At 54.4% G+C, this 19,764-nt stretch carries 17 protein-coding genes, 3 tRNA genes and 1 other RNA gene; 11 read left to right on the top strand and 10 right to left on the bottom strand.

Translation table 11 applies throughout. The features are described 5' to 3' along the window. Window position 1 precedes the first annotated feature (1 nt). Together DV532_RS29495 and DV532_RS29490 are read left to right on the top strand one after the other, a co-directional pair. Window positions 2–1,141 carry a hypothetical protein gene (locus tag DV532_RS29495; protein WP_156675883.1) on the top strand — a complete coding sequence of 380 codons (1,140 nt, stop codon included), beginning with the start codon at window positions 2–4 and terminating at the stop codon, window positions 1,139–1,141. After that, window positions 1,138–2,352: a hypothetical protein gene (locus DV532_RS29490; protein ID WP_120715521.1), complete on the top strand. Its 1,215-nt coding sequence runs from the start codon at window positions 1,138–1,140 to the stop codon at window positions 2,350–2,352. The genes DV532_RS29495 and DV532_RS29490 overlap by 4 nt, the downstream gene beginning before the upstream one ends. A gap of 168 nt (window positions 2,353–2,520) precedes the next feature. Here DV532_RS29490 and DV532_RS29485 read toward each other — a convergent pair. The 3 genes from DV532_RS29485 to DV532_RS29475 all read right to left on the bottom strand — a co-directional run bounded on the left by DV532_RS29485 (window position 2,521) and on the right by DV532_RS29475 (window position 2,840). Continuing rightward, window positions 2,521–2,597, bottom strand: a tRNA-Ile gene (locus tag DV532_RS29485). Window positions 2,598–2,663: 66 nt separating this feature from the next. Then, window positions 2,664–2,748: transfer RNA gene (locus tag DV532_RS29480), tRNA-Leu, on the bottom strand. A gap of 7 nt (window positions 2,749–2,755) precedes the next feature. Beyond that, window positions 2,756–2,840: transfer RNA gene (locus DV532_RS29475), tRNA-Leu, on the bottom strand. A 350-nt stretch (window positions 2,841–3,190) separates the two neighbouring features. On the opposite strand from DV532_RS29475, the gene DV532_RS29470 reads away from it, so the two are divergent. Beyond that, the gene (locus DV532_RS29470) at window positions 3,191–3,589 is read left to right on the top strand and encodes a hypothetical protein (protein ID WP_156675884.1); all 399 of its coding nucleotides are present in this window, start codon (window positions 3,191–3,193) and stop codon (window positions 3,587–3,589) included. After that, a complete protein-coding gene (locus DV532_RS29465) occupies window positions 3,576–4,532 on the top strand; it encodes a hypothetical protein (RefSeq protein WP_056797958.1) in 957 nt (318 codons plus the stop codon). The genes DV532_RS29470 and DV532_RS29465 overlap by 14 nt, the downstream gene beginning before the upstream one ends. On the opposite strand, the gene DV532_RS31055 is transcribed toward DV532_RS29465, so the two are convergent. After that, window positions 4,533–5,132, bottom strand: coding sequence for a hypothetical protein (locus tag DV532_RS31055; RefSeq protein ID WP_056797962.1), 600 nt, complete (start codon window positions 5,130–5,132; stop codon window positions 4,533–4,535). A 79-nt stretch (window positions 5,133–5,211) separates the two neighbouring features. On the opposite strand from DV532_RS31055, the gene DV532_RS29450 reads away from it, so the two are divergent. Continuing rightward, window positions 5,212–5,517 carry a hypothetical protein gene (locus DV532_RS29450; RefSeq protein ID WP_056797965.1) on the top strand — a complete coding sequence of 102 codons (306 nt, stop codon included), beginning with the start codon at window positions 5,212–5,214 and terminating at the stop codon, window positions 5,515–5,517. 36 nt (window positions 5,518–5,553) lie between these two features. On the opposite strand, the gene DV532_RS29445 is transcribed toward DV532_RS29450, so the two are convergent. Beyond that, window positions 5,554–5,928, bottom strand: coding sequence for a hypothetical protein (locus DV532_RS29445; RefSeq protein WP_056797968.1), 375 nt, complete (start codon window positions 5,926–5,928; stop codon window positions 5,554–5,556). A gap of 602 nt (window positions 5,929–6,530) precedes the next feature. Here DV532_RS29445 and DV532_RS29440 point away from each other — a divergent pair. After that, the gene (locus DV532_RS29440) at window positions 6,531–9,074 is read left to right on the top strand and encodes a hybrid sensor histidine kinase/response regulator (protein ID WP_236707490.1); all 2,544 of its coding nucleotides are present in this window, start codon (window positions 6,531–6,533) and stop codon (window positions 9,072–9,074) included. A gap of 3 nt (window positions 9,075–9,077) precedes the next feature. On the opposite strand, the gene DV532_RS29435 is transcribed toward DV532_RS29440, so the two are convergent. Both DV532_RS29435 and DV532_RS29430 read right to left on the bottom strand, forming a co-directional pair. Beyond that, window positions 9,078–10,367: a hypothetical protein gene (locus tag DV532_RS29435; protein WP_056797974.1), complete on the bottom strand. Its 1,290-nt coding sequence runs from the start codon at window positions 10,365–10,367 to the stop codon at window positions 9,078–9,080. Further along, window positions 10,364–10,969 (bottom strand): hypothetical protein, encoded by a 606-nt coding sequence (locus tag DV532_RS29430; protein WP_056797976.1) that lies wholly within the window; start codon window positions 10,967–10,969, stop codon window positions 10,364–10,366. The genes DV532_RS29435 and DV532_RS29430 overlap by 4 nt, the downstream gene beginning before the upstream one ends. Before the next feature lie 121 nt (window positions 10,970–11,090). Between DV532_RS29430 and DV532_RS29425 the strand changes: the two genes are divergently transcribed. The 3 genes from DV532_RS29425 to DV532_RS29415 all read left to right on the top strand — a co-directional run bounded on the left by DV532_RS29425 (window position 11,091) and on the right by DV532_RS29415 (window position 15,145). Further along, window positions 11,091–12,182, top strand: a complete 1,092-nt coding sequence (locus tag DV532_RS29425) for a hypothetical protein (RefSeq protein WP_120715520.1) — start codon at window positions 11,091–11,093, stop codon at window positions 12,180–12,182. A 154-nt stretch (window positions 12,183–12,336) separates the two neighbouring features. Then, the gene (locus tag DV532_RS29420) at window positions 12,337–12,999 is read left to right on the top strand and encodes a hypothetical protein (RefSeq protein WP_056797982.1); all 663 of its coding nucleotides are present in this window, start codon (window positions 12,337–12,339) and stop codon (window positions 12,997–12,999) included. Window positions 13,000–13,090: 91 nt separating this feature from the next. Then, entirely contained in the window at window positions 13,091–15,145 is a 2,055-nt protein-coding gene (locus DV532_RS29415) for a hypothetical protein (RefSeq protein ID WP_056797985.1), read from the top strand. Window positions 15,146–15,167: 22 nt separating this feature from the next. Here DV532_RS29415 and DV532_RS29410 read toward each other — a convergent pair whose 3' ends face one another. Next, window positions 15,168–16,421, bottom strand: coding sequence for a hypothetical protein (locus DV532_RS29410; RefSeq protein ID WP_056797988.1), 1,254 nt, complete (start codon window positions 16,419–16,421; stop codon window positions 15,168–15,170). 104 nt (window positions 16,422–16,525) lie between these two features. On the opposite strand from DV532_RS29410, the gene ssrA reads away from it, so the two are divergent. Both ssrA and smpB read left to right on the top strand, forming a co-directional pair. Further along, window positions 16,526–16,920: a transfer-messenger RNA gene (gene ssrA / locus DV532_RS29405) on the top strand. Between the two features lie 206 nt (window positions 16,921–17,126). After that, complete coding sequence (gene smpB / locus DV532_RS29400; protein WP_372340018.1) at window positions 17,127–17,600, top strand: SsrA-binding protein SmpB; 474 nt, start codon at window positions 17,127–17,129, stop codon at window positions 17,598–17,600. A 14-nt stretch (window positions 17,601–17,614) separates the two neighbouring features. Here the strand turns inward: smpB and DV532_RS29395 are convergent, their stop codons facing one another. Then, window positions 17,615–18,733 carry a hypothetical protein gene (locus DV532_RS29395; RefSeq protein WP_056797993.1) on the bottom strand — a complete coding sequence of 373 codons (1,119 nt, stop codon included), beginning with the start codon at window positions 18,731–18,733 and terminating at the stop codon, window positions 17,615–17,617. Beyond that, on the bottom strand, window positions 18,723–19,754 hold the full coding sequence (locus tag DV532_RS29390; protein WP_056797996.1) for a hypothetical protein: 1,032 nt from the start codon (window positions 19,752–19,754) through the stop codon (window positions 18,723–18,725). Before DV532_RS29390 ends, DV532_RS29395 begins: the two co-directional genes overlap by 11 nt. Window positions 19,755–19,764 lie beyond the last annotated feature (10 nt).

Raw genomic sequence — 19,764 nt, 5'->3', positions numbered from 1 at the left:
CATGTCAAACTACCCCCCAAACTTCCCCCAGCGACTTGCCTTACGGGCAGCGCTAAGCAAGCGTCAGTCCGAATCCAGGGCGCCAGAAGAAATAAAAGTGGTGTGGGCGTTGGAGGCAGAGAGTCTCGATGAGACCAACGCGCAAATCTGGTTCCTTGCCGCCAGGTCGGGACGACTGTTCAAGATGGCGCTGGATGAGCAGCTGATGGGGCGGCTGATCAACTACATCCATCCGAACAAAGTGCCAATTTTGCTGGAGGGCTTAGTAACGACCATTGAGGAAGGCCAAGCCAGCGACATTAACCGAGATACTCTGGGGTATCTGCTGCCGGCCCTCAAGGGTATCGGAGTTGACTACTCCGACAACATGAGGGCCCTGCTCAAAGGGCGCCTGTACCATGCCCTCTGCCAAGTGGTGCCGGCAGAGGATGCGGCTGAGCTGTATGAGGCATTGGCTATCAAGCATGAGTCGGACAAGCACTGCGTGGTCTTCAACTCATTCTACGAGCACACCCTGGAAACCCTGGCTCAGCATCCCGCTATTTCGGCTGAAGGCAAGCAGCACCTGGGCAACCTGGCCAAGAGCGCTCATTGGCAGTTCTACGACGATGTCCGGGAAGTCGACCGCTGGGTCAAGCAATTCGAATACTTGGGCAAGCTGCGTGCCACGGCGGCGCCTGAGAACGTCGCCGTGCTGGATGAGTTGATTGGGCGGCGCGCGTCGCACCTGGGGCAATGGCTTGCGTCTTACTCACCAGCCGTTGCGCTCGCCCCCTTCTCGGGCGTGAAAACGATCACCAAAAACGATCATGCCCACCGGGTGCTCGACACGTTCATCAAGATCGCGACCTGCATCAATCATCTGCCGCCCGAAAGCGCGGAGGCCAGGGCCTGTGCGAATGTGATGATTGCCAAGGTGATCCAGGGGCTGGGGCGATATAGCGACAGCCTGGGTACCCAGAAATGGGCGTCGTTCGAGCGACAGACAGCCGATCGGGTCGACTGGAAGGTCGTGATGGGCAAGATCCCCACCCGGCACCGTAAAGTCATCGCCGAACATTTCAGCCGCGTTGACCTGTTTGGGGATTTTCTCAACGAACGTGAGGCTGAAGAGGCCTTGGGCAGGGAGTTGGGGCTGTGATTGATCATTCGGTTTTTGAATCAGCGAATATCCAGCGCCTGGTTGAAACGTTCAAGCCTCTCCCTGAAGAAGTCCTCTGTGACGAGGTTGGTACCCTTGGCGCTGATAGTCGGCGCAGAATCATCACCATGTCGGGCTACTCGGCGCAACTGACCGATGAGGATTTCAAGCTCTACGTCAGCCTGGTGGGGCACAGTGCGGCGGTGATGAAGGAGCATGTCTGTAGCTCGAACTCCAACCATAGTGAGCAGTTGGATGCGGTGGGTGGCTTCCACTGGCTCGACACCTTGCTGGAAGAGAGCGCCAGGCGATCGGATGTCGGGAGCACACAGCGTATCTTTGACAGCTCTGTGGCGATTCTTGAGTGCTTGCATCGCAGTGTCCTTCGCAACGACCTGTCTGTAGTGACGGCACAAAGGCCGATCACTTCATGGGTGCAGGGGTTGATGTACATGGGTGATGGTTCCATGAAGATCGACCTTGATCCCGAGCTGGTAAAGTTCATGAACCGGGTCATCATCAACCGCGATGAGAACCTGTTCAATGCCATGATCTATGCCCTCAAGAAGCGAGCGTCCCTGGAGACCCTAGGGCAAGGCATGACGGTGGCAACAGAGCGATTGGCGACCTACCTGGAAAACTTCATTCCGAGCCTTTCCAGGTGTGCAACCAACGGCTCATTGAAGATCTTTCCCGCCTCGTGCACCCAGATCCTCGCTAACCTGGTGCACCTGCACACTCATGCCAACCCGGAAGATCAGCACCTGCTCCTTCCTGCCCGTGATGCTCTGATGGCGCTGGTCACCGACCCAAAAGGCCTGGGGCGAGCGCTGATGCAGCGACATATGCTGAACAGTGGGGCGGCGCACAACTGGAGCCACATCGATTCAGTCAGCGGCTACCTGAGCAGCGATTACATCAGCAGTGACGACTTCCCAGGTCACTTGCGAACCAAAACCCAATTTGCGGTCGCCTTGTCCACACTCAATGCCTGCGGCAAACTTATTTCCTCAAAGGAGCAGCCTGAGTCATCAAGCGCAGGGTCAAGGCGCTGCTGGAGGGCAAGGGGGATGGCTATGTGCGCGATCTCATGGCGCACGCCAATCGACCCGCACAAGCACTACTGGGCAAAGTCATCCACGAGCTGGCGCCCGAGTTTCGTCACTGCATCGGAGAGCGGGCTATCGCTGGCCTTTTGGAAGATGACCTGAGTCTCTGATGTGTCCGTGATAGCAAAAACCCGCTGCGGCGGGTTTTTTATAGTGGGCTCAGGGGGTCTGGATTCTGGGTGGGGGTGAGCCAAGAGCCGGGCGGCGCTCACGATCAGCGCAAACATAAATCGCCAGCTTTTTGCGCTAAGTGTCTGATTTCATTGGGTATGGGGCCACTGTCGGGGCTCGAACCCGAAACCTGCCAATTATGAGTTGGTCGCTCTAACCAATTGAGCTACAGTGGCACTAATTGGTAGTGTTTTGGCAAAAAAACCGCACTACCAATGGAGCTAAAGGCTGGAATTATGGGGTGGTGCCCAGAGGGAGACTCGAACTCCCACTCCTCTCGGAAACTGATTTTGAATCAGCCGCGTCTACCGATTTCACCATCTGGGCATTGCTGTGGTGCCCCGAGCAAGACTCGAACTTGCACGCCGTTCGGCGGGGCATTTTAAGTGCCCTGCGTCTACCAGTTTCACCATCGGGGCCTGGAGCATTTATCAATCATACCATGGCCTTGGGTGGTGTCAATATGCTTGATAATCGAATATTGTGTTTGCTCGCTCGGTATAGGATAGGTATACTCCGTTTAAATCATGCCATAGCTATTTATTTGCTAATCGATTCCCGCTCCATGCCTTTTCGCCACCAGGAGTGGCGGCGTGCCCAGCAGTGTGGCGACCCCCGAGGGCAGTCGCTGTATTCGCCCGCAGGGCGGCTAGGCTTTTTCTGAGGCGGTTGGCGTGAAGCACCCGTTCTGCTATGCATCGTTTGTCTTGGATGCAATTGAAACCTAACCGTTGTCTGACACTGGCCAATAAAGTAGTGAACAACCACCATGAGCACAGAACATTCGATGATCCAGTTGGCGCGGGAGCTACGGACTAAATTCCCGTTCTTTGAATCCTATCAGCTCAATGAGCATGGGGCGCCCACGCTGGATGGCGCTTCGATCTTCGACATGGGGTTGTTCCTGCTGATTCTGGAAGAAGCGGGGCCTGCACATTCTGTGGCGTTGGCTCGGCTGATGTCAGTCACCAAGCTTACCATCAAAAACTGGATCAAGAAAAACCAGCTGGACGCCCTGGCGGTGATAGATTCTGTCGGCTCAGGGAAAACAGCGCACTATATTTTGCGCAACTGGGGGGTATATAGTGAAAATGTCTATGAACCCTTCCGGCCCTATATTCGGCTGGTGATCAAGCAATGGCGGCTGACTGAAGATGGGAACTCTTGAGCAAAATCTGGAGCTGGATCTCGAAGATCCTGAGGGAGTACTGAAGGCTGCGTTTGAGCGCCATGACTTCGCGTGTGTGGCGGCAATGGTGAACGCTGGGGTTCGTCTTCCTGAGGAGGGGTATGAGCTCCAGCAACTGGTGGCGGGCCTTGAGGACGATGAGCCGCTTGATGCCGGGGCAGCGAAAGCGATCGCCAGGTCTATTTTCAAGACTTTTTCACAGCACGAAATTGGCGACCTTCCGTTCGCGAAAAACGCCATTTACTCGCTGTGCAAGCAAGGCATTAATTGTGAAATTGGTGAAATCACTGGGCTGGCAGCAATGGCTCAAGCGCTGTTGCAGGGCGCCACTGAGGACAATGGCGTCAGCGTCGACTTGGCCGATACGGTTTTTGAAGCGGTTGTCGATGACCTGCTGGACACACCAGACGCCAAGCACCTGGATCTTTTCTTCAGGCAGCTCAAGGCGTTCGATCCGAATGGGGGCGCCAATGTCCCTTTGGCGCGCTGGCTGGTTAAGGAGCATTTCGCGGCATTTGATATTTGGGGAGATGCTCCTCAAGCTGACACGTACAGTAAGCCAACGTTGGACTTGATCAAGACTATGACCTTGATCCTGACGAGTAAGCTTGAATCGGCGCAGGATTTCAGAGAGGCTTTGCGCCACGCCTTCAATCCTGAACTTCAAGCGGGCCTTATCCTGCTAGACCTCATTTATTTCTCTAAAAAATACTGGACGCAGATGGAGTGGGAGCGGTTTGGGAGTACCACCGGCAAGATCATAGAAAGCAACCTGACCCTGGATGACCTGAGCCGCCTGGCAGTCAATGATAAGCGACTGAATACCATCAACGCACTGGGTTATGAAACCGATACGCTCAACAAGTCCTTGCTGAGCGCCTCCGTTCTGGAGGGTGTGCTGGGGGCTGATCTTGGCCTTTGATCAACGAATCTGCTTGATTTTGACCAGGCAGGAACTGAATTCGTTTACGTTGCTGATGTAACGAATGTCTTCCATCACCAGGATGTCGCCAGGCACGTAATTCATTCCAGCGGGGAGCTTGATGGTGATGGTCTGACCCTTGCTCAAGCGCCCGCTGATGTTGCCGGCATTCACACTCTCAACAAATCCGCCACGTTGCTGGAACTCGGAAGATTCAAGTGTCAATTTCTCAGTAAATGGATCTGCAGTCCAGCGAGTCTGGAGATAGCCCACCCGGTCTCCGCCGAACTGCTGCAGGCCGATTTTACTGACAATTTCGCCCCGACAAGCCGGATCAATACTGTAACTGATGGCCTTGATCCCCCCAGTTAGCTGGATCAGTCCCACCATGGCTCCGGCTGTGGTAGGCTGGTAGTCATACGCCGGGCGGATGAAATTGATGTCGAAATTGCCCTCACTGGAGTCTTCTGGCGTCACCTGGAGGTATCCCTCATACGACTTGACGTCGATTCTCTTCAGGAGCGTGCCATTTCCCGCCATGGCTGAGCCAGCAATGGCCATCATGGAGACGGCGCAGAGCGCTGAGTAGAATCTTTTCATGGGCGAGAACCTTTTGCATTTATTGTTTTACCTGGATTTTATAGCATAATAACGAATATTGACAATCAGAAGCCATCCCATGAGAAATGCTCAGCCCGATTCTGTGTTGCACGATGACCTTGAGAAGTGTCTGGATCAATTGATGCTGTGTTGCTCGGCGCTCAAGATGCCCGTGCTCATTGCCATGCAGGATACGCCCACGAGTTTTCGCAACGTCGTGGCCAATGAGCAGTTTGCCAGCGGGCAGAAGATCAAGCTGCTGAGGATGCTACTCAAGAGCCCTGATCTGGATCAGTTCTTCAGGGAAATCATCGTTGAAGCGAAGCGGGAAGGGCACAGCAGTCTGTTTCTCAAGGCCATCGGCATTCCGGAAAAAGTCCAATAAAAAAGCCCCTTGCGGGGCTTTGATGGAAACAAGCGCTTAGGAAATCTTCAAGACCAGGCTTTCGCCTGGGGTGTTGTAGAACGCCGCAATCTGCTTCTTCCAGTCCTTCAGAGCATCTGGGTGGGATGGGGTACCTGACTCAAGAACAACCCCAACCGTCATATCCAACTTTGCCAGCAAATCGCTGCTGTCGCCGTAGATGTTTACCCAGGAAAAGTTTGAATCGCCCTGCGCTCGGATTTGGATCGACAAATGCCAACCCTGAGTCTGATGAGGCACCAGCAGAGCCGAGCAGATGTCTTCAAGATATTGACGCTCAATCGCCATGTTCAAAAGCGCGTCGGCAGCCGACACCAGCTTCTCTTCACGAGATCTGGCAAACGGCCTTGTGCTTAGTCTTGAATTGATCATACCTAGGTCTTCTATGATAGTTACATTGCTGCGGAGCCCATCCTTTTGCGAGCTTCGCTCCGTCCATCATGAGCGACGACAACCTAAGGCTTTTTTGCTTGGGAGTCGATGCAAACAATAGCCATGCATTGACTTTTTGACAACCCCATGAGTTCCCAAATGCGGTCAATTTTGCAAATAAAGGGGTAAATTTGACGCTTTACTGGATGTACATACAGTGTAAACACTGTATCAATGTACAGCTTGCTAATTTACTGCTAACTCGATCTATAGCGAATAGCCACCATCCTGTCTCCATGTGAATGATAACTATTGTGAAGACGGATTAATGGCGCCAAAAGACTTGACGACCTTTCAATATATGAGGATACTCCCCACGCGAACGCTTGCTTTCCACCAGATGCTTGAATTTGCAGACAATTTTTTGACGGTTCTCGCAAACGATTAGCACTGGGGTGAAACTGAGCGAAGATTGCATTGTTCGTCATCTAGGCGACAAGGATTAGTGAACGAAGTGCGTGACCACCCATGCACTTCACCATGCTAAATGCGCCATTCGGAAGGCCCGTGCCTGGCCAACTCTGTGCACTATGGATGACTTGATGATCGTTAAGAACTATCGCCGCTTCGCAGATAAGATGCCTTGGCGCGCCTTAGCCAATCATCTTGTAAAGAAGACCCGCTTCAAGGGATTGATTACCCGATCGATGATGGGTACTACCTTGCTCCTCACGCTGGTCGTTCTCGTGACCCAGGTTTACTCTCTTCATGACGGCGTTCGTGAAGAAGCCTACCGGACAGGCGAGCGCATCGCCCAGGCGCTGTCCGAGAAGCTTCTGGTGCCGATCACCACAGGTGATGATGCCGAGACCTTGCGTGTCCTTGAAAGCGGGCTCAAGGACACCGCCGTCATGCGGTTGTCCCTGAAAGTCGATCCAGTGGTGCCTGGCGACAAGGCCAGTGAGTTGAGCGTGGACTCTGAGCCGTCGCACAAGGGTCTGACCTTGCAGGTTTTCTCAACCCTGTGCAGCATTTGCGCAGAGCCTTTGCTCCACAAATCTTACACCTTCGACGTCAAGAGCGATGACTTCCAGTCAAGTCTCGAAAGCACGGGGAAGCAGAATCGCCGTCTTGGCTCCGTCCTGATCACCATGGATCTGTCCGACATCGTTGGCCCAAGGCTTAACCAGATTGCAATCATCATGCTGGTTGTCGGAATTTTGGCGTTGTTCAGCCTGTCGCTGACTGCTGCCATCAAGCACCACATGACTGACCCTCTTGAGAAGTTGCTGCTGCTAATGCGCAAATTGCGCGCCGAGCTCAATAAGCCCGAGGGCGAGGAGCGTATGCGCCTCAAGGACGGCGATTTCCCCCAGACGCATCAACGGGACATGAATGACCTGGTCAACTCCTTGAAAGCCCTTGTCCGCAGCTACTATGACAAGGAAGACGCCATGACCGAGGAGCTCAATAATCGTGAGACCACCATTGCCCTGGCCACGGAGTCCCTCACCAAGCTGCTGAAAAAGGCCAACGAAGCCAATCAGATCAAGGACAACTTCATCAACCTGATGAGCCACGAGCTGCGCCAACCGCTCTATGCCAGCAAGACTGCAGCGCTGAACATTGCCCGCGACCCCGTGGTCAATTCGATGCCGAGCCTCAAACGTAACGTGGATCTGATCATTCGCGAAATGGCCAAAGGCGATCAGCAGATCAATAACGTGCTCGATTTCTCGAAGAACAGACGCGACCCCAGGGCACCGGTCATCGGCTCCTTCGATTTGTTCCGAAAGGTGGAGTGCGCTGTTTCCAGCGCTTCGGGTCAGGCTTATGCCCGCGAGCTCTACATCGACTTCATCGTGGATGGCGAGGTGCCGAATCAGGTTGAGTCGTGTGACAACAGCTGGGGGCACATCATCGACAACTACATCAGCAACGCCATCAAGTACACCAATGAAGGGGGTGTCCGGGTCATTCTTGGCCAGTCCGAACTGACCAACAAAGACACCACCTGGATTCGCTTTGCCGTCGAGGATACTGGCATTGGTGTCCCAGAGGAAAAGCTGGAATTCATCTTTGAGCCTTTCTCCCAGGTCGAAAGTGCCCTCACACGCTCGCACAATGGCTTTGGCTTGGGTTTGGCTATCGTTTCCGAGCATGTGGCTGCACTGGGTGGCAAACGTGGCGTGGATCGCCTTCCAGAGGGCGGTATGCGCTTCTGGGTTGAAATCCCGCTGACTCGTGCCCGTGCCCAGTCGGTTGACCAGAGCAGTGGTCAGGCGCGCCTGAAGAAACTCAATGCACAGTTTGTGATCCTGGATCCGCGTGACAGCTTCCGCAAGTCAATCAAGTCTCGTTTGTTGAACTTCGACGGGAGCTGTCACGATGCGGGTAGCATCGAGGCGCTGGAAGCACTGCTTCCGTCGCTCACTGAGCAGCAGCGCATCCTGGTCGTCCGTCGCGTGGCCTCCCGTGAGTTCCGTGAATTCGCCGGCTTCTCATTACCCGAGCTCAAGGAAAAAGGCTTTGACTATGTCATCAGCCTCGAACCCACGCTGGAATCGGATGCGGTTGAGGGGGTCTACACCCGTGGAGAGGCGGACTTCGGGTTTGTTGAGTCGATTGAAATGATCACCTTCATCGGTCAACTCGCCGAGAAGCAGAATGTCGGCGGACGTGAAGACCGCGACCGGGGTCACTTCCTGGATCTGCTGCGGGTCACCGAAAACGAAACCCTGCGTGACGTCAAGGTGTTGCTGGTGGATGATCATCAGACCAACCTGGATGTCATGAGTCAGAGTCTTGAGGGGTATGGGGCGGAAGTGGTCACTGCCCTGGGTGGCGAGAAAGCCATTGCCTTGGCCCGAGAACAGGCCTTCGATGTGATCTTGATGGACATCATGATGCCAAAAATCGGCGGCACCGAGGCTACGCGCCACATTCGCTCGGAATCCATGAACGTGGATACACCGATCTTCGCCTTGTCTGCCGCTGCACTGGATCCTGGCACGCAACAAGAGATGCGTCACCTGAAGATGGAGCATCTGAGCAAGATGACAGCTGGCGAAACTCTGGTGTTTGAAATCAAAAACGCCATGGCCAACCGCCCACCAGAACCTATGATGCGCTTGGTAAAGTCCTGACCCTCAAGGGGCAGGACTGTTGTCAACACTGGGAGCCGCGCTTTTCTTGCGCGGCTTCTTGCTTTCCAGGGCCAGCACCTCTTCCGGGGTCAGGAATTGGCAACGCGAGAGGGAATTGCAGCAGATCTCTTTCTTGTAGAAGCCGGAGTAGAACTTCTCGTGTTTGATGGTGCCAATCAGGTTGACCATGCCACCGGCTTCCATGTCAAAAATGCCTGCCGCCTTCCACTGATAGTACGCCCCATTTTCATCGGTCATTCTGAAGGTGGTGGTGGCCCCATAGAGGTTGCTGCCGTGGCTGACGGAATGGAGCTTGAGGTTTTTCAGCACCAGGCGATCCTTTGTCTGCCCGACGAAGGTCTCGGCGATGCCTTTGTGTTCCTCCTCTTTGCGCAGCGCAGCCTGGTGGCGATCCAGTGACGCCACGGCACTGGCGATGAGGTTTGATTGCTTGAGCGTTAAATGCCCGACATTCACCATAGTGCGCAGGTTGACGAAGTAGTCCAGGTGCTTGTCTTTCTCCCGGTACTCACTGTCCTTGATGTAGTCGATGACCGCACTGACCCGATCCTTGACCTCGGGACTTTCCATTTCAATGTTGTCGCAGATCAGCGCCTGGCAGATTTCGAAGGCCGCTTCGCCCGTGGGGAAGCCCGTCTCGCGCTTCTGGTAACCGTGCTCAGCCACCAGTTTCACCGCTTCGCCAAGGAACAGGCGCAGTGGAATGACTTCGTGCTCGTTGACCTCGCTGAAGGTGATCTGAGACAGCTTTTCAGCCTCTTCGATCACGTCGTTGAGCGCTCCTGCCCAGCGGGTCATGTCAAAGCCCATGAAGTCCTTCATGCACCCGCCGCCCACGCGCATGACACCGCCTGGCGTGTTCAGGGTGAAGATATAGGCGCGGTTACGGTTCGAGGTGCAATGATCGCACGCAGCGGGGTTTGCCGGGTGTTCAACGCGCTCGCGTTGTTCCGCAGTCAGCTCCCCGTAGGTTCGATGCTGCAGGGCGCGGGTACCCAGGCTGGCGTCGATCGTGGTCTTGGCCAGCAACTGCACGGCGCCGGCAGACAAAGAAGTCGCTTCCCTGGTGATCATGATCTCGACCATGGGCAATCGGGCCGCGCCAAAGCCTGGAACATCAATGGCCCTGATAGTGCTGTCTCCATGGGTAATCTTGATGATCGGCAGGCCACCGCTTTTCAATTTCTCGTTAATTCTCTCGACCCTGGAGAGAAATGTGGGCATTTTGTCGGCCAAAACCAAACGCTTGATGTGTTCGCCTTGGTGCATCATTTAATCCCCATGTCTCTGGTCGCGTGGCGATCCGAGTTTCTTGTTGTGAGAGCAGCAGCCTTGAACTGGCTGTAGAGGTTGTTGAGGAGTGTCAGGTGCCGCCTGGCCACTGCCATCTCCGCCCCATCATTGAGACAGAGGCTGCCGCCCTTGCGGATGACCAGACGGTCAGCCCCAAGGTGCAGCGGCCTGGTCTCCTGGCCCAGAAGGCACATGACGCTTTTCTTATCAATTGATTGCGGCGCCGAATTTCCCAGTGCAACAGCCAGGCTTTGCAGCGCATGCACCATTTTGCCGAGGTACACGTCTGCCAGGCTAATCTGGAACACGCCATCACGATCGATGCGCAGGATCTGCTCGCGAGCAGGGTCTGATGGGGCGGCGTTTGTGGCCGCCGTCTCATAGGCAAGGCACCGCAGATTCTGCAGGTCAAGTGCGTTCAAAACGTTGAGAAACCCAGGCTCATCCTCAAGACCTGCATCACGGGCGCGGGCCGATTCTTCCTGAGCCAGGGCGTTGGTGAGGAACTCACGATCGGCGTACTTGAGTAGATAGCCGCCCAGGTCTGGATTCAGGTCAATAGGGGTGAGTAGCAGATGCATGTAGGTTGTCCGGGTGTATCATTCAATAAACCCAGAATAAGGAATGATCCATGCCCAGTGCAAGAATTCTTGCGGCTGAAAAAGCGCGCTGGTCATAATGAGGCAAGCCCAGGAGAAAACTATGTCACAGCCCCATGTTTTTGTCTTCAATAATGATGAATACACTGTCGCAGACCCCGCTTCCAGCGACAGCTGGCTAGAGGCGCTACAACCGTTCATCGATGACTTTGCCAGCGAGCATTATACGACTCAGTGGCAGGGAGACCGCGACGGACTCGGGGACAAAGAATTGCTAAAAGTGGCAGAGGCAGTGCCACGGGCGATTCAGGAGTTCCGGGCACTGACTGTCGAGCAACGCGCCAACACCACGTTTCGAAATACCCTGGGTTGGGTGCTCACCGAAGCATTTGAGGACTCAGACTGCATTGATTGCCAATCAGAAGCATTGCACCAGTCAGGCTTTTATCAATTGCACGAGGATCTGCTGGATATCCTGGCGGAGGTGGATGGCCCCGTGGCGGATGACGAGGAGATTTGGGAGGCGATCAGGAATGCAGTTGAAGAGAAGATGTCGGAATTGGATGATTCAGAAATTTTCGATATGCTCGGCAACCCTAACATTCCGCTGTCGTTTTCACCCATGTACCACGCAATGCATAAGTCAGGAAGAGCCTACGACCTGGATGATCTGTTGCTGTACCCTGACTCCTTTGGCCAGCATGGGCCCAGTGCCGAAATCGATGGCCTGGCCAAGCTCTTGAGGATGAGTCTGCGCATACTCATGCCTTTCATGAAAATTGACTACAAGGACGATGATAAAATCAGGGCCTGGATGAAGCACACCTTTGACATTGAGGCTGATCTGCCGCCTGTCATCACCAAGGATCAACTGGTGGATCTGCTGGACAATTGCGGTTCCAACTATGTCTACCCGGAATGGATCGGCTGCCTGGGTCTCGATGAGCTTTCGCGCCTGGATCCCAGCAAACCCATGAAGCTCACGCAAGGGGTTATCGCGTTTATGGATGTGGTCAATGGGGCAGGCCACACCGTCGAGCTGGACGACAAGGCGTTTGTGATCGTGCAGCCCGACCAATGCCTCTCGGAAGAGCCTGGTCGTTACACGCTGTATGAAATTACAGGCGATCGCCCTGACGCGACCATCAAAAATTGTGACGTCGAAGCCCTCAAGGCGGGCACCGCGAGTTCTTGAACATCAAGACACGGCGTGACGTCGAGTTTTCGCCGACCTAAACATTGGGGCTTCGGCACGAAACCTGGCAATATATGCAATAATCGCAGTGTTGACAATTGCTTGGTGGACTGGAAAGACATAAAATCCTCGCTAAAAAAGGATAAAGTCCACTATGTCACCCAGCCCTCAAACCCTTGAGCAGTCGCTATTCAAGGTAATCAAATTCTCGCCCTCCCTCCTGAACGACCTCGATGCTTTTGAGCAGGTTGTTCAACCTGTCTTTGACAAGGCCTCGGCCATCAAGGCAATGCGCCAATACTTGGTTGGCTCCGCCTCCTGCCCTCGAATTCTTGGCGCGCTGGTGTACGCGACCCAGGGGCATGTGGAGATCAAGGATTGGCTGAGCATGGGGATGCCAATCCGCCTTCTGTATCAGTGCATGCTTTACGATGGAGGCCCTTGGGCAAAAATTGGTGCACAGCTACCGCTGGCCGATACCATCATTCATGGTGGCCCTGAATGGGACTTTGACTACAAACTGCTCAATGGCCTTGATTCGACCACAGCAACACCGGGGCTTGTCGATGCGGTGCTCAGGCGAGCCATGCACCAGGGTCACGAGCAAAGCCTGGTTAAAGCGCTGTCCCTTGAAACGCTTGAGTTGCTGCTTCAAGGCTATTCAGTGGCGCTTGCTCCGTTGATTGTGAAAGCGCGTAAGATCTTGGGTGACGACTCCGGGTTCGTTAATGTCGCCGATCTGGCTCAAGCTGTTCTGAAAGCGACATTGGCGCCGGTTGAGTCCATTCAAAAGGTGCTGTTGCGCCACGCCTACTGATAGCGAAGGGCTTCGCTAGCCACTCAATTTATGCTAGATTTCTCGCTTTCGTAACAATGGGTTACGCGATGAGCGAGCGAGGAATCTAGGCATGCTTCATGAATTACTCAGTTTCGCCCTCAGTCACTTTGAAGAATCCGTGGATTCCCTTCCACTTCCGCCAAAGTTCTCCAGCAAAGATGCTGATCAAATTCGCGCTTGGCGTCATGCAATTGTTGATTCAAAGAAAATCAAGACTATGGCGGCGTTATTGCGCAAGAGTCCAGGTGGAAACTTTGCTCCCAAACGCGTCATCAACAACATTCCTGACGAAGCCTTGTTGGCCATATTCTTCAGAAGCCATGACAACCGAGTAACGCTGGCACGATGGTTCTCCGATAACGGCAAGAAATTTACAGGCCTTTATGAGCTGCATCCCTCCATGGTTGAAAGAGTGACGCGCAGGGAGCTTGTCGAAGAAACCAGGCTCAGCGATAAACTTCTTGGCATCATAGAGGAAGAGGAGCTTGACCATCTTGCTGAGAACATGGAGTTCCTCAAGCGATGTGCCTCACAGAATTTTTACCAATCCATTTCTGAGCCATTGCGTGACACCCTCGATTTGGCGCTGAATCTTCTCCTGGCCCTACCTGGCACTGAGCGATTCACCTCCGTGTTTTTGGCATCCTACCCTTGGCTTGCAGTCAATCAGCCTGCCGTCGAACCTATGGACGTCGAGGATGATGTGCAGAAGGCCTTGGAGAACGAACAGGAGGCAGATCCCAAGCCTTTCGATCAAAGTGCTTTCCGAGAATTCGTTCAGCATCATGCCAGGGCGCTGTTCAATAATGCCCGACCAGGTGATAACCCTTGGGGCATTGTGAATTATCATGAACACTTCACTCAGAAAACTATCCTGTCCGAAAATTACCGACGTGAATCGGAAAATTTCTTCAATGCAACTTTCGCTAAAGAACATGAGGGGGTGATAGAAGGGTTTAGTCGCATCTTCACCACTGCCAATAACTACAAAGTATTCGATACACTCAATGCCTGGAAGGTTGCAGAGGAAAAGGTTGTAGTCACCTATGATATTCCCGTTATTAGCGTTTCTAGTGAAAAAGATATTCATGCTATCGGGTTTTTTCTGCAGCGCCGAAACGGATGCCTCTCTGAGAACTTTGAATTTCTTCGGGAGTTTCAGCGTTCTTTAAAAAAGATGGGTAAGGACGTTAGCCGTCTCACAGAAATGACGATCAATCAGACAGGATCGTTGGACGAAATCCTTGAGTTGACGCAATCAATAGCGGCCACGAAAGGCAAGTGCATGGCTGATGCCGAGGCCTTCCTAGAGATCGTTGGCGAGTACCTAGATGCTTTTCGGGAGGTGTGTGCCGCGCTAAACAAGCAAGTGGTCGAAGGTGCGCCCGTCGAGAAGTCAACCGAGGTACTCAACCTGGAGCAGATGCTGGCAGAGACCACTGGGAAGCTTAAGGAGTCTGAAGCCTCGGTGAGCCTGTTGAATGATCAGCTCAAGCAAGCCTACCTGAGCCTGGAGAGTGAAAAGGATCGCAGGGTTCATCAGGAGGCACAAACCGATAGCCTGAAAACCGCTCTGCATGAAGCGCGTTCGGAGCTGCAGGCGCGAGCGGCGCTCGAAGGTGCACAAGCCCCTGCGGCCCAAGCGGACGCTGATTTATCGCTAGTCCTGGGGTTGCTCAAGGGGGACATCAAAAGGACGCCGTTGATGATTCTGGAGACCTTTTCGGCCATTTATCCTGACCGCCTGGTGATTTTGGATTCCGCCCGCAAATCTGCACTGGCGGCTGACAACTTCAATCTCCCCGATCGACTGGCCCAGCTGCTCGATACCCTGATCAATCCCTACCTGGACAGCATTCGAAGCGGCCAGCCGGATGCCAAAGCCAGGACGGTGCTTCCACAGAGTTATGCCGCCAAGGAGTCCGACACTGTAATGAAGTCGCCACGGCTCCGGGCTATGCGAGAATTTACCTATGAGGGTGAACCGCAGCTGTTCATTCAGCACGTCGGTGTGGGCCGCAATTACGGTACGCAACACTCTCTGAGAATCTACTTTCGGGTTATCAATGAAAAGCTGGTCATCGCGTACTGTGGCGAGCACCTGGAGAACGCAAGTACCAATTGAACGGCTAGCCCCCGAGAGGGGGCTACAACCCCAGATCCGCCATCAGTACATCTTGCATCAGCCGTTTGGATGCAGCGCGATCGTCCAGGAGGTTCAGCTCGTTCAACTTGTACATCCTGTCTTTTTCTTTGGGGTATTGCGCCGCGAAATGCCGCAGCACCTCTTTCTTGAGGCCCTCATCAAGCATCACCTGCACCCAGGCCTTTTCATCGGGCAGGAGCCGATTGAGCTCGTGCATCTTCATCACGGTGCGCAACGCTTCATCGCCCAAGCGCAGGGCTGACAACCTCTCCGTGATCGCTTCAATATCCAGCCCCACGACCATGTCGGGTAGGGACAGCAGTCGCGCTATGGTGTGGATGGGTTGGTCATTGTCTTCAGCTTCCAGGTGGCTGGCCAGATCGACAGCCATGGTGAGGTAGGCTTCGAGGTATCGCGGATCAGGCCGATAGCTCAGCACCTTCTCGGTAATGCGCGTTAACGCCTGACGCTTGTCATGGATCCCGTCCACGTAGGCCTTGGCAGGCCCGTTCTTTCCATAGATGGCATTGGCCACATGCACATCACGATGTCTTAGCCAGTCAGTCCGCCTCAGAATGTCCTCCATTGCCGTGCCCATCGACCGGTGCTCGATACCGCTCGCGACCAGGAGTTCAGGACATTCCTTAGCAAGTTGCGTGATCACCCGGCTGCCACGAAAATGATGAAGGGCAAGTGCTCTTTCCAGGGAGGGCTTCATTACTCCCAGTAGATCCGGATCCACCAGGTAGGCACTCAGCAATTGCTTGAGCTGGTACCCTGGTGCCGAATGCTCCAGTTGCCAACCCCAACCTTCACTCCACTGCGGGGCTACGTGCTTGACTTCGCCAAACAAGACTTCTGCGTTCTTGCGCCCCTGCCAGTCAGCAAAGGTGCCCCCGCGCTCGCAATGAGTGGCTAACTCCTCCTGCGCCCGCGTCTTGATGTGGCTGATCAAGGCGTGGTCAAAGATGCGGTATCGACTCAGAAACTGCAGGTGCTTGGCAAACCCTTCGACACTGCTGTCAGTCAGGTTGCTTCTGAGCTGCTCGGCAATCAGTCGGGCCGCCATCATGGCGCTGTAGGCGTAGTCCGGTGATCCCGCCATTTGACGAATGGATTCGAACACCCCGTCCATTTCCGCTTGGCCGGAGGCTGTCTGCAGTCCATCGGCGGGAAAGCCCCTGAGATAGCTCTTCAGCTGGTATTCAAAAATAGACCTTCCCTCGAAGGGGAAGTGAAAGGGCAGGGTGGTCATGAAGCAGGCACTCCAAGCATTTTTCCCATATTAACGGTTAAGGTTAAAAAAATACAATTTCAGGTATTGACGTCAGGCAATAAATACGTAAAATGAAGGCTCAAGGGGTCGATTAGGATTCGACGCCGGCTTTAGAACCTTAGGTGCATGCCGAGTTGGTAACAGAACTCGTAAATCCACTGTTGCAACTTCTTATAGTTGCCAATGACAATGCCTTCGAGGGCGCACGTCTCGCTGCTTAACTGCAGCTGAAACGCCCTTCTGGTCACTTCGGTGCCAGCGATCATTAGAGGATGCCTGTAAACTCGAAATGATTGTCATGCAGAACAGGATCGTCGTGTAGCACGTTGTGGGCGTAGCGACTAAAAACTACACAACTCGTCCAAAACACCCTGCCGATCGGGCGGTTACGGATTAACATAATAGACACGGCTAAGCATGTAGTTGACCGAAGGCAATGGGCTGGCGGACAGGGGTTCAAATCCCCTCGACTCCACCAATACAGGGAAAAAGGCATTTATCGAACCCCGGTAAATGCCTTTTTCTGCTCTGAAATAAGCATATCTCGTACATTGTGACTTATTGACTCCCCACGCCCTTTTGTTATTATTCAGTATTATTGTTTGCACTCTCACCATTTCCAGTTTGTGTCCTGGCTCCGGTTTTCTGCCGATGAAGGCCTCTTGGCACCGCTGATTGAGAAGGATTCATCGCATGTCCAAGAATCAGGAAAAGGTCATCGTTCAGAACCGCAAGGCTCGCCATGACTACGCCATCGAAAAGCCCATCGAAGCCGGTATCGCCCTGGAGGGGTGGGAGGTCAAGAGCTTGCGTGCCGGCAAAGCCCAGCTCACGGACAGCTATATTGTGTTCAAAAACGGGGAGGCGTTCGTTCTCGGTCTGAACATCCAGCCCCTCCTGAGCGCCAGCACGCATGTGGTGCCCGATCCTCTGCGCACCCGCAAGCTGCTGCTAAGCCGCAAGGAGCTCGATGCCCTGTCTGAAGCCGTCAGTCAGAAAGGCTTCACCTGCCTTGCGCTGTCCTTGCAGTGGAACAAGCACCTGGTCAAATGCTCCGTGGCCCTGGCCAAAGGCAAGAAAAACTACGAGAAGCGTGACAGCGAGAAAGCTCGCGAGGCTTCCCGTCAGATCCAGCAGGCGTTCAAGAATAATCGTTGAACGCCCAGCGGCGTTTAAAGCCCCAGGTCGTCTTCCAGGGCGTCGACGCCCCCAACAGCCAGGTGGCGATAGAGATCGATGTCGAAATGCTTTTTGACCACCCTGGTAGTTTCCAGGTCTTCAAAATCTTGGTTGAGGATCTCAACCAGCGCTTCTTTTTGCTGGTCGGTCGCCGTTTTCCAGATGTGACTGGTCGCTTGTGCTTTCATGTGGTTCAAGCAGGATTTGTTATGCGTGCAGGTGGTGTAGCTATAGTCATCGTGCTTGTGGAAGTCGTAAACCATGATCGCCTGGATCATGAGCCGGCAATCATTCTGCACCGCTGCGCTGTCGGTGGAACTGTAGCCTAACATCGACTGCAGGAACAGCTCCTTAGGCTCCAGGCCCTTGAGCCTGGCGCCCAGTGCATCCAGCTTTAGAAAATGGTCGAGATCACCTGGGGCAGGGGATCTGAGAATCTCCCTGATATTGGCGTCGAACCACTGGTGAAGTCCATTTTCTTTCAGCAGGGCCGCCAGGCTCGCACCCTCCCAGGTGGGCATCCTCCAATCGGGGTGCTCTTTCTCTACCTCCACCAGCAGCTCCACCCAAGGCGCCGGGCTTGCTCTGCCGGCTGCGTGATCACTGGCCATGCTGCCCACCATTTCCAGGATCAGGCTCTTCTGCTGGGGCTCCTCTAGCAAGCGGAACAGGTCGAGGAGATTTCCCTCGCGCAGTAGTCCGTGGCTACAGTGGGGGCGACCCTGCCGGTAAAAATTGGTCAGGAAGAAGTGGGCATTGTGAATCTGGCCGCCCGAGCAGGCTTTTTCCGCAAATTTCGTGGCCAGGTGGTGGTCGGTAATGGTGACAGCATCTTCATGCTCTACGCTCAATCGCGGCAGCAGCCAAAGCCCGATCTCCCTGTTCGCCTCCACATCCAGGAGGTAGTAGGTGTAAGCCCTTTCCGTGTGTTGAGCCAACCAGGCCAGCCCGCTGATGTCGTTGTCCGCCACCAACTGCTGCAGCTCAAGCTGGATCTCGTGAGAAACCTCCTGCAGCAATTTGAGGTTGTGTTGCCCGAGGGCCAACGACAAATTGTCGGCCAGCACCTGTAGCTGCGGCTTTGGATGGGTATTGGTCAGGTCAAAGTCCAAGATCTGTCTCCAGGCAGTGGCTGCGAGCTGCGTCAATTTCTCTAAAGAGGTCAGGTGGCAAAATATCCTGTACGTCCAGTGCATTTTCCAGTGTGGGGAAATCTCTGTTCAGCAAGGCAATCAAGGGTAATGGGTTGCGTGTTTTCACCGAAGGCCACAGGTGGGCCGCGACTTCAGCAGCGTCGCTCCGCGCCCAGACGTCCTTCGGTTTACCCACTGTTGCGCCATAGTCGGCCTGGCTGTGGTAGTCGTGCACCTGGATCGCCAGTTTCAGCGCGTCTCCACTGGCGCTGTTCGGCTTCAGCTCGTCCAGGAGTGATCGCTTCCTTTCAGCATCAAACCGCTCGCCCAAAGCTTCAAGCTTGGCCAAATGATCGAGGTCGTTTTTGGCCGGTGTGTAGAGGATGGTTTCTTGCAGTGTCTGCAACAGCGTTTTGAGTCCAAATTGCAGCGCGGCGACAGCAAGGTCGGCGCCCAGACGGAGGTCTTGAGCCAGGTCTGCCAGTTCAAGCTCGTGCACGAGGGCGAACTCGACCCAGCACGCTTCAGGTGTGGTTCGAGTATTCGCGTGGGCGGCCAGGGCCGACGCAAAGGCGCCAAGAAAATCGCGCCCCCTTCGTTGCCACTGCCGTTCCAGTGCGTGCCTGTCGAGCAGGTTGTGGCACGCTGTGGGGCGACGTTGTTGCGCAAATCCTTTCAGCAATGCCTCGATCTCCTCATCACCCATAACCTTACGGGCGCACAGGGCGGCCACCTGGTTGTGCCGAACCTTGAGGCAGTCCCCTGCGCTGAGTTTGAAATGCGGGGCAAGCAGTAAACCCATCGCCAGACTGCTGTGTCGATGGGTTAGGTAGCGAATGCCTAGGAAACTCAGTGATTGCAGGTAGGCAGCAATCTCGGTGTAATTGCGAGCGCTCACCAGGCTGGCAAGCTGTTCGTCGCAGGCGCTGAGGATGGCGGGGATTGAGCCGGTATCATGGGCGCAAATCGCTTTGTTGAAGGCGGTGAGGGTGGTGTGCATGCGCAAAACT

It is taken from the genome of Pseudomonas sp. Leaf58 (assembly GCF_003627215.1).
GTDB lineage: Bacteria > Pseudomonadota > Gammaproteobacteria > Pseudomonadales > Pseudomonadaceae > Aquipseudomonas.
The sequence above is the reverse complement of the archived record's forward strand: the minus strand, read 5'-3'. Positions and strand labels throughout refer to the sequence as shown.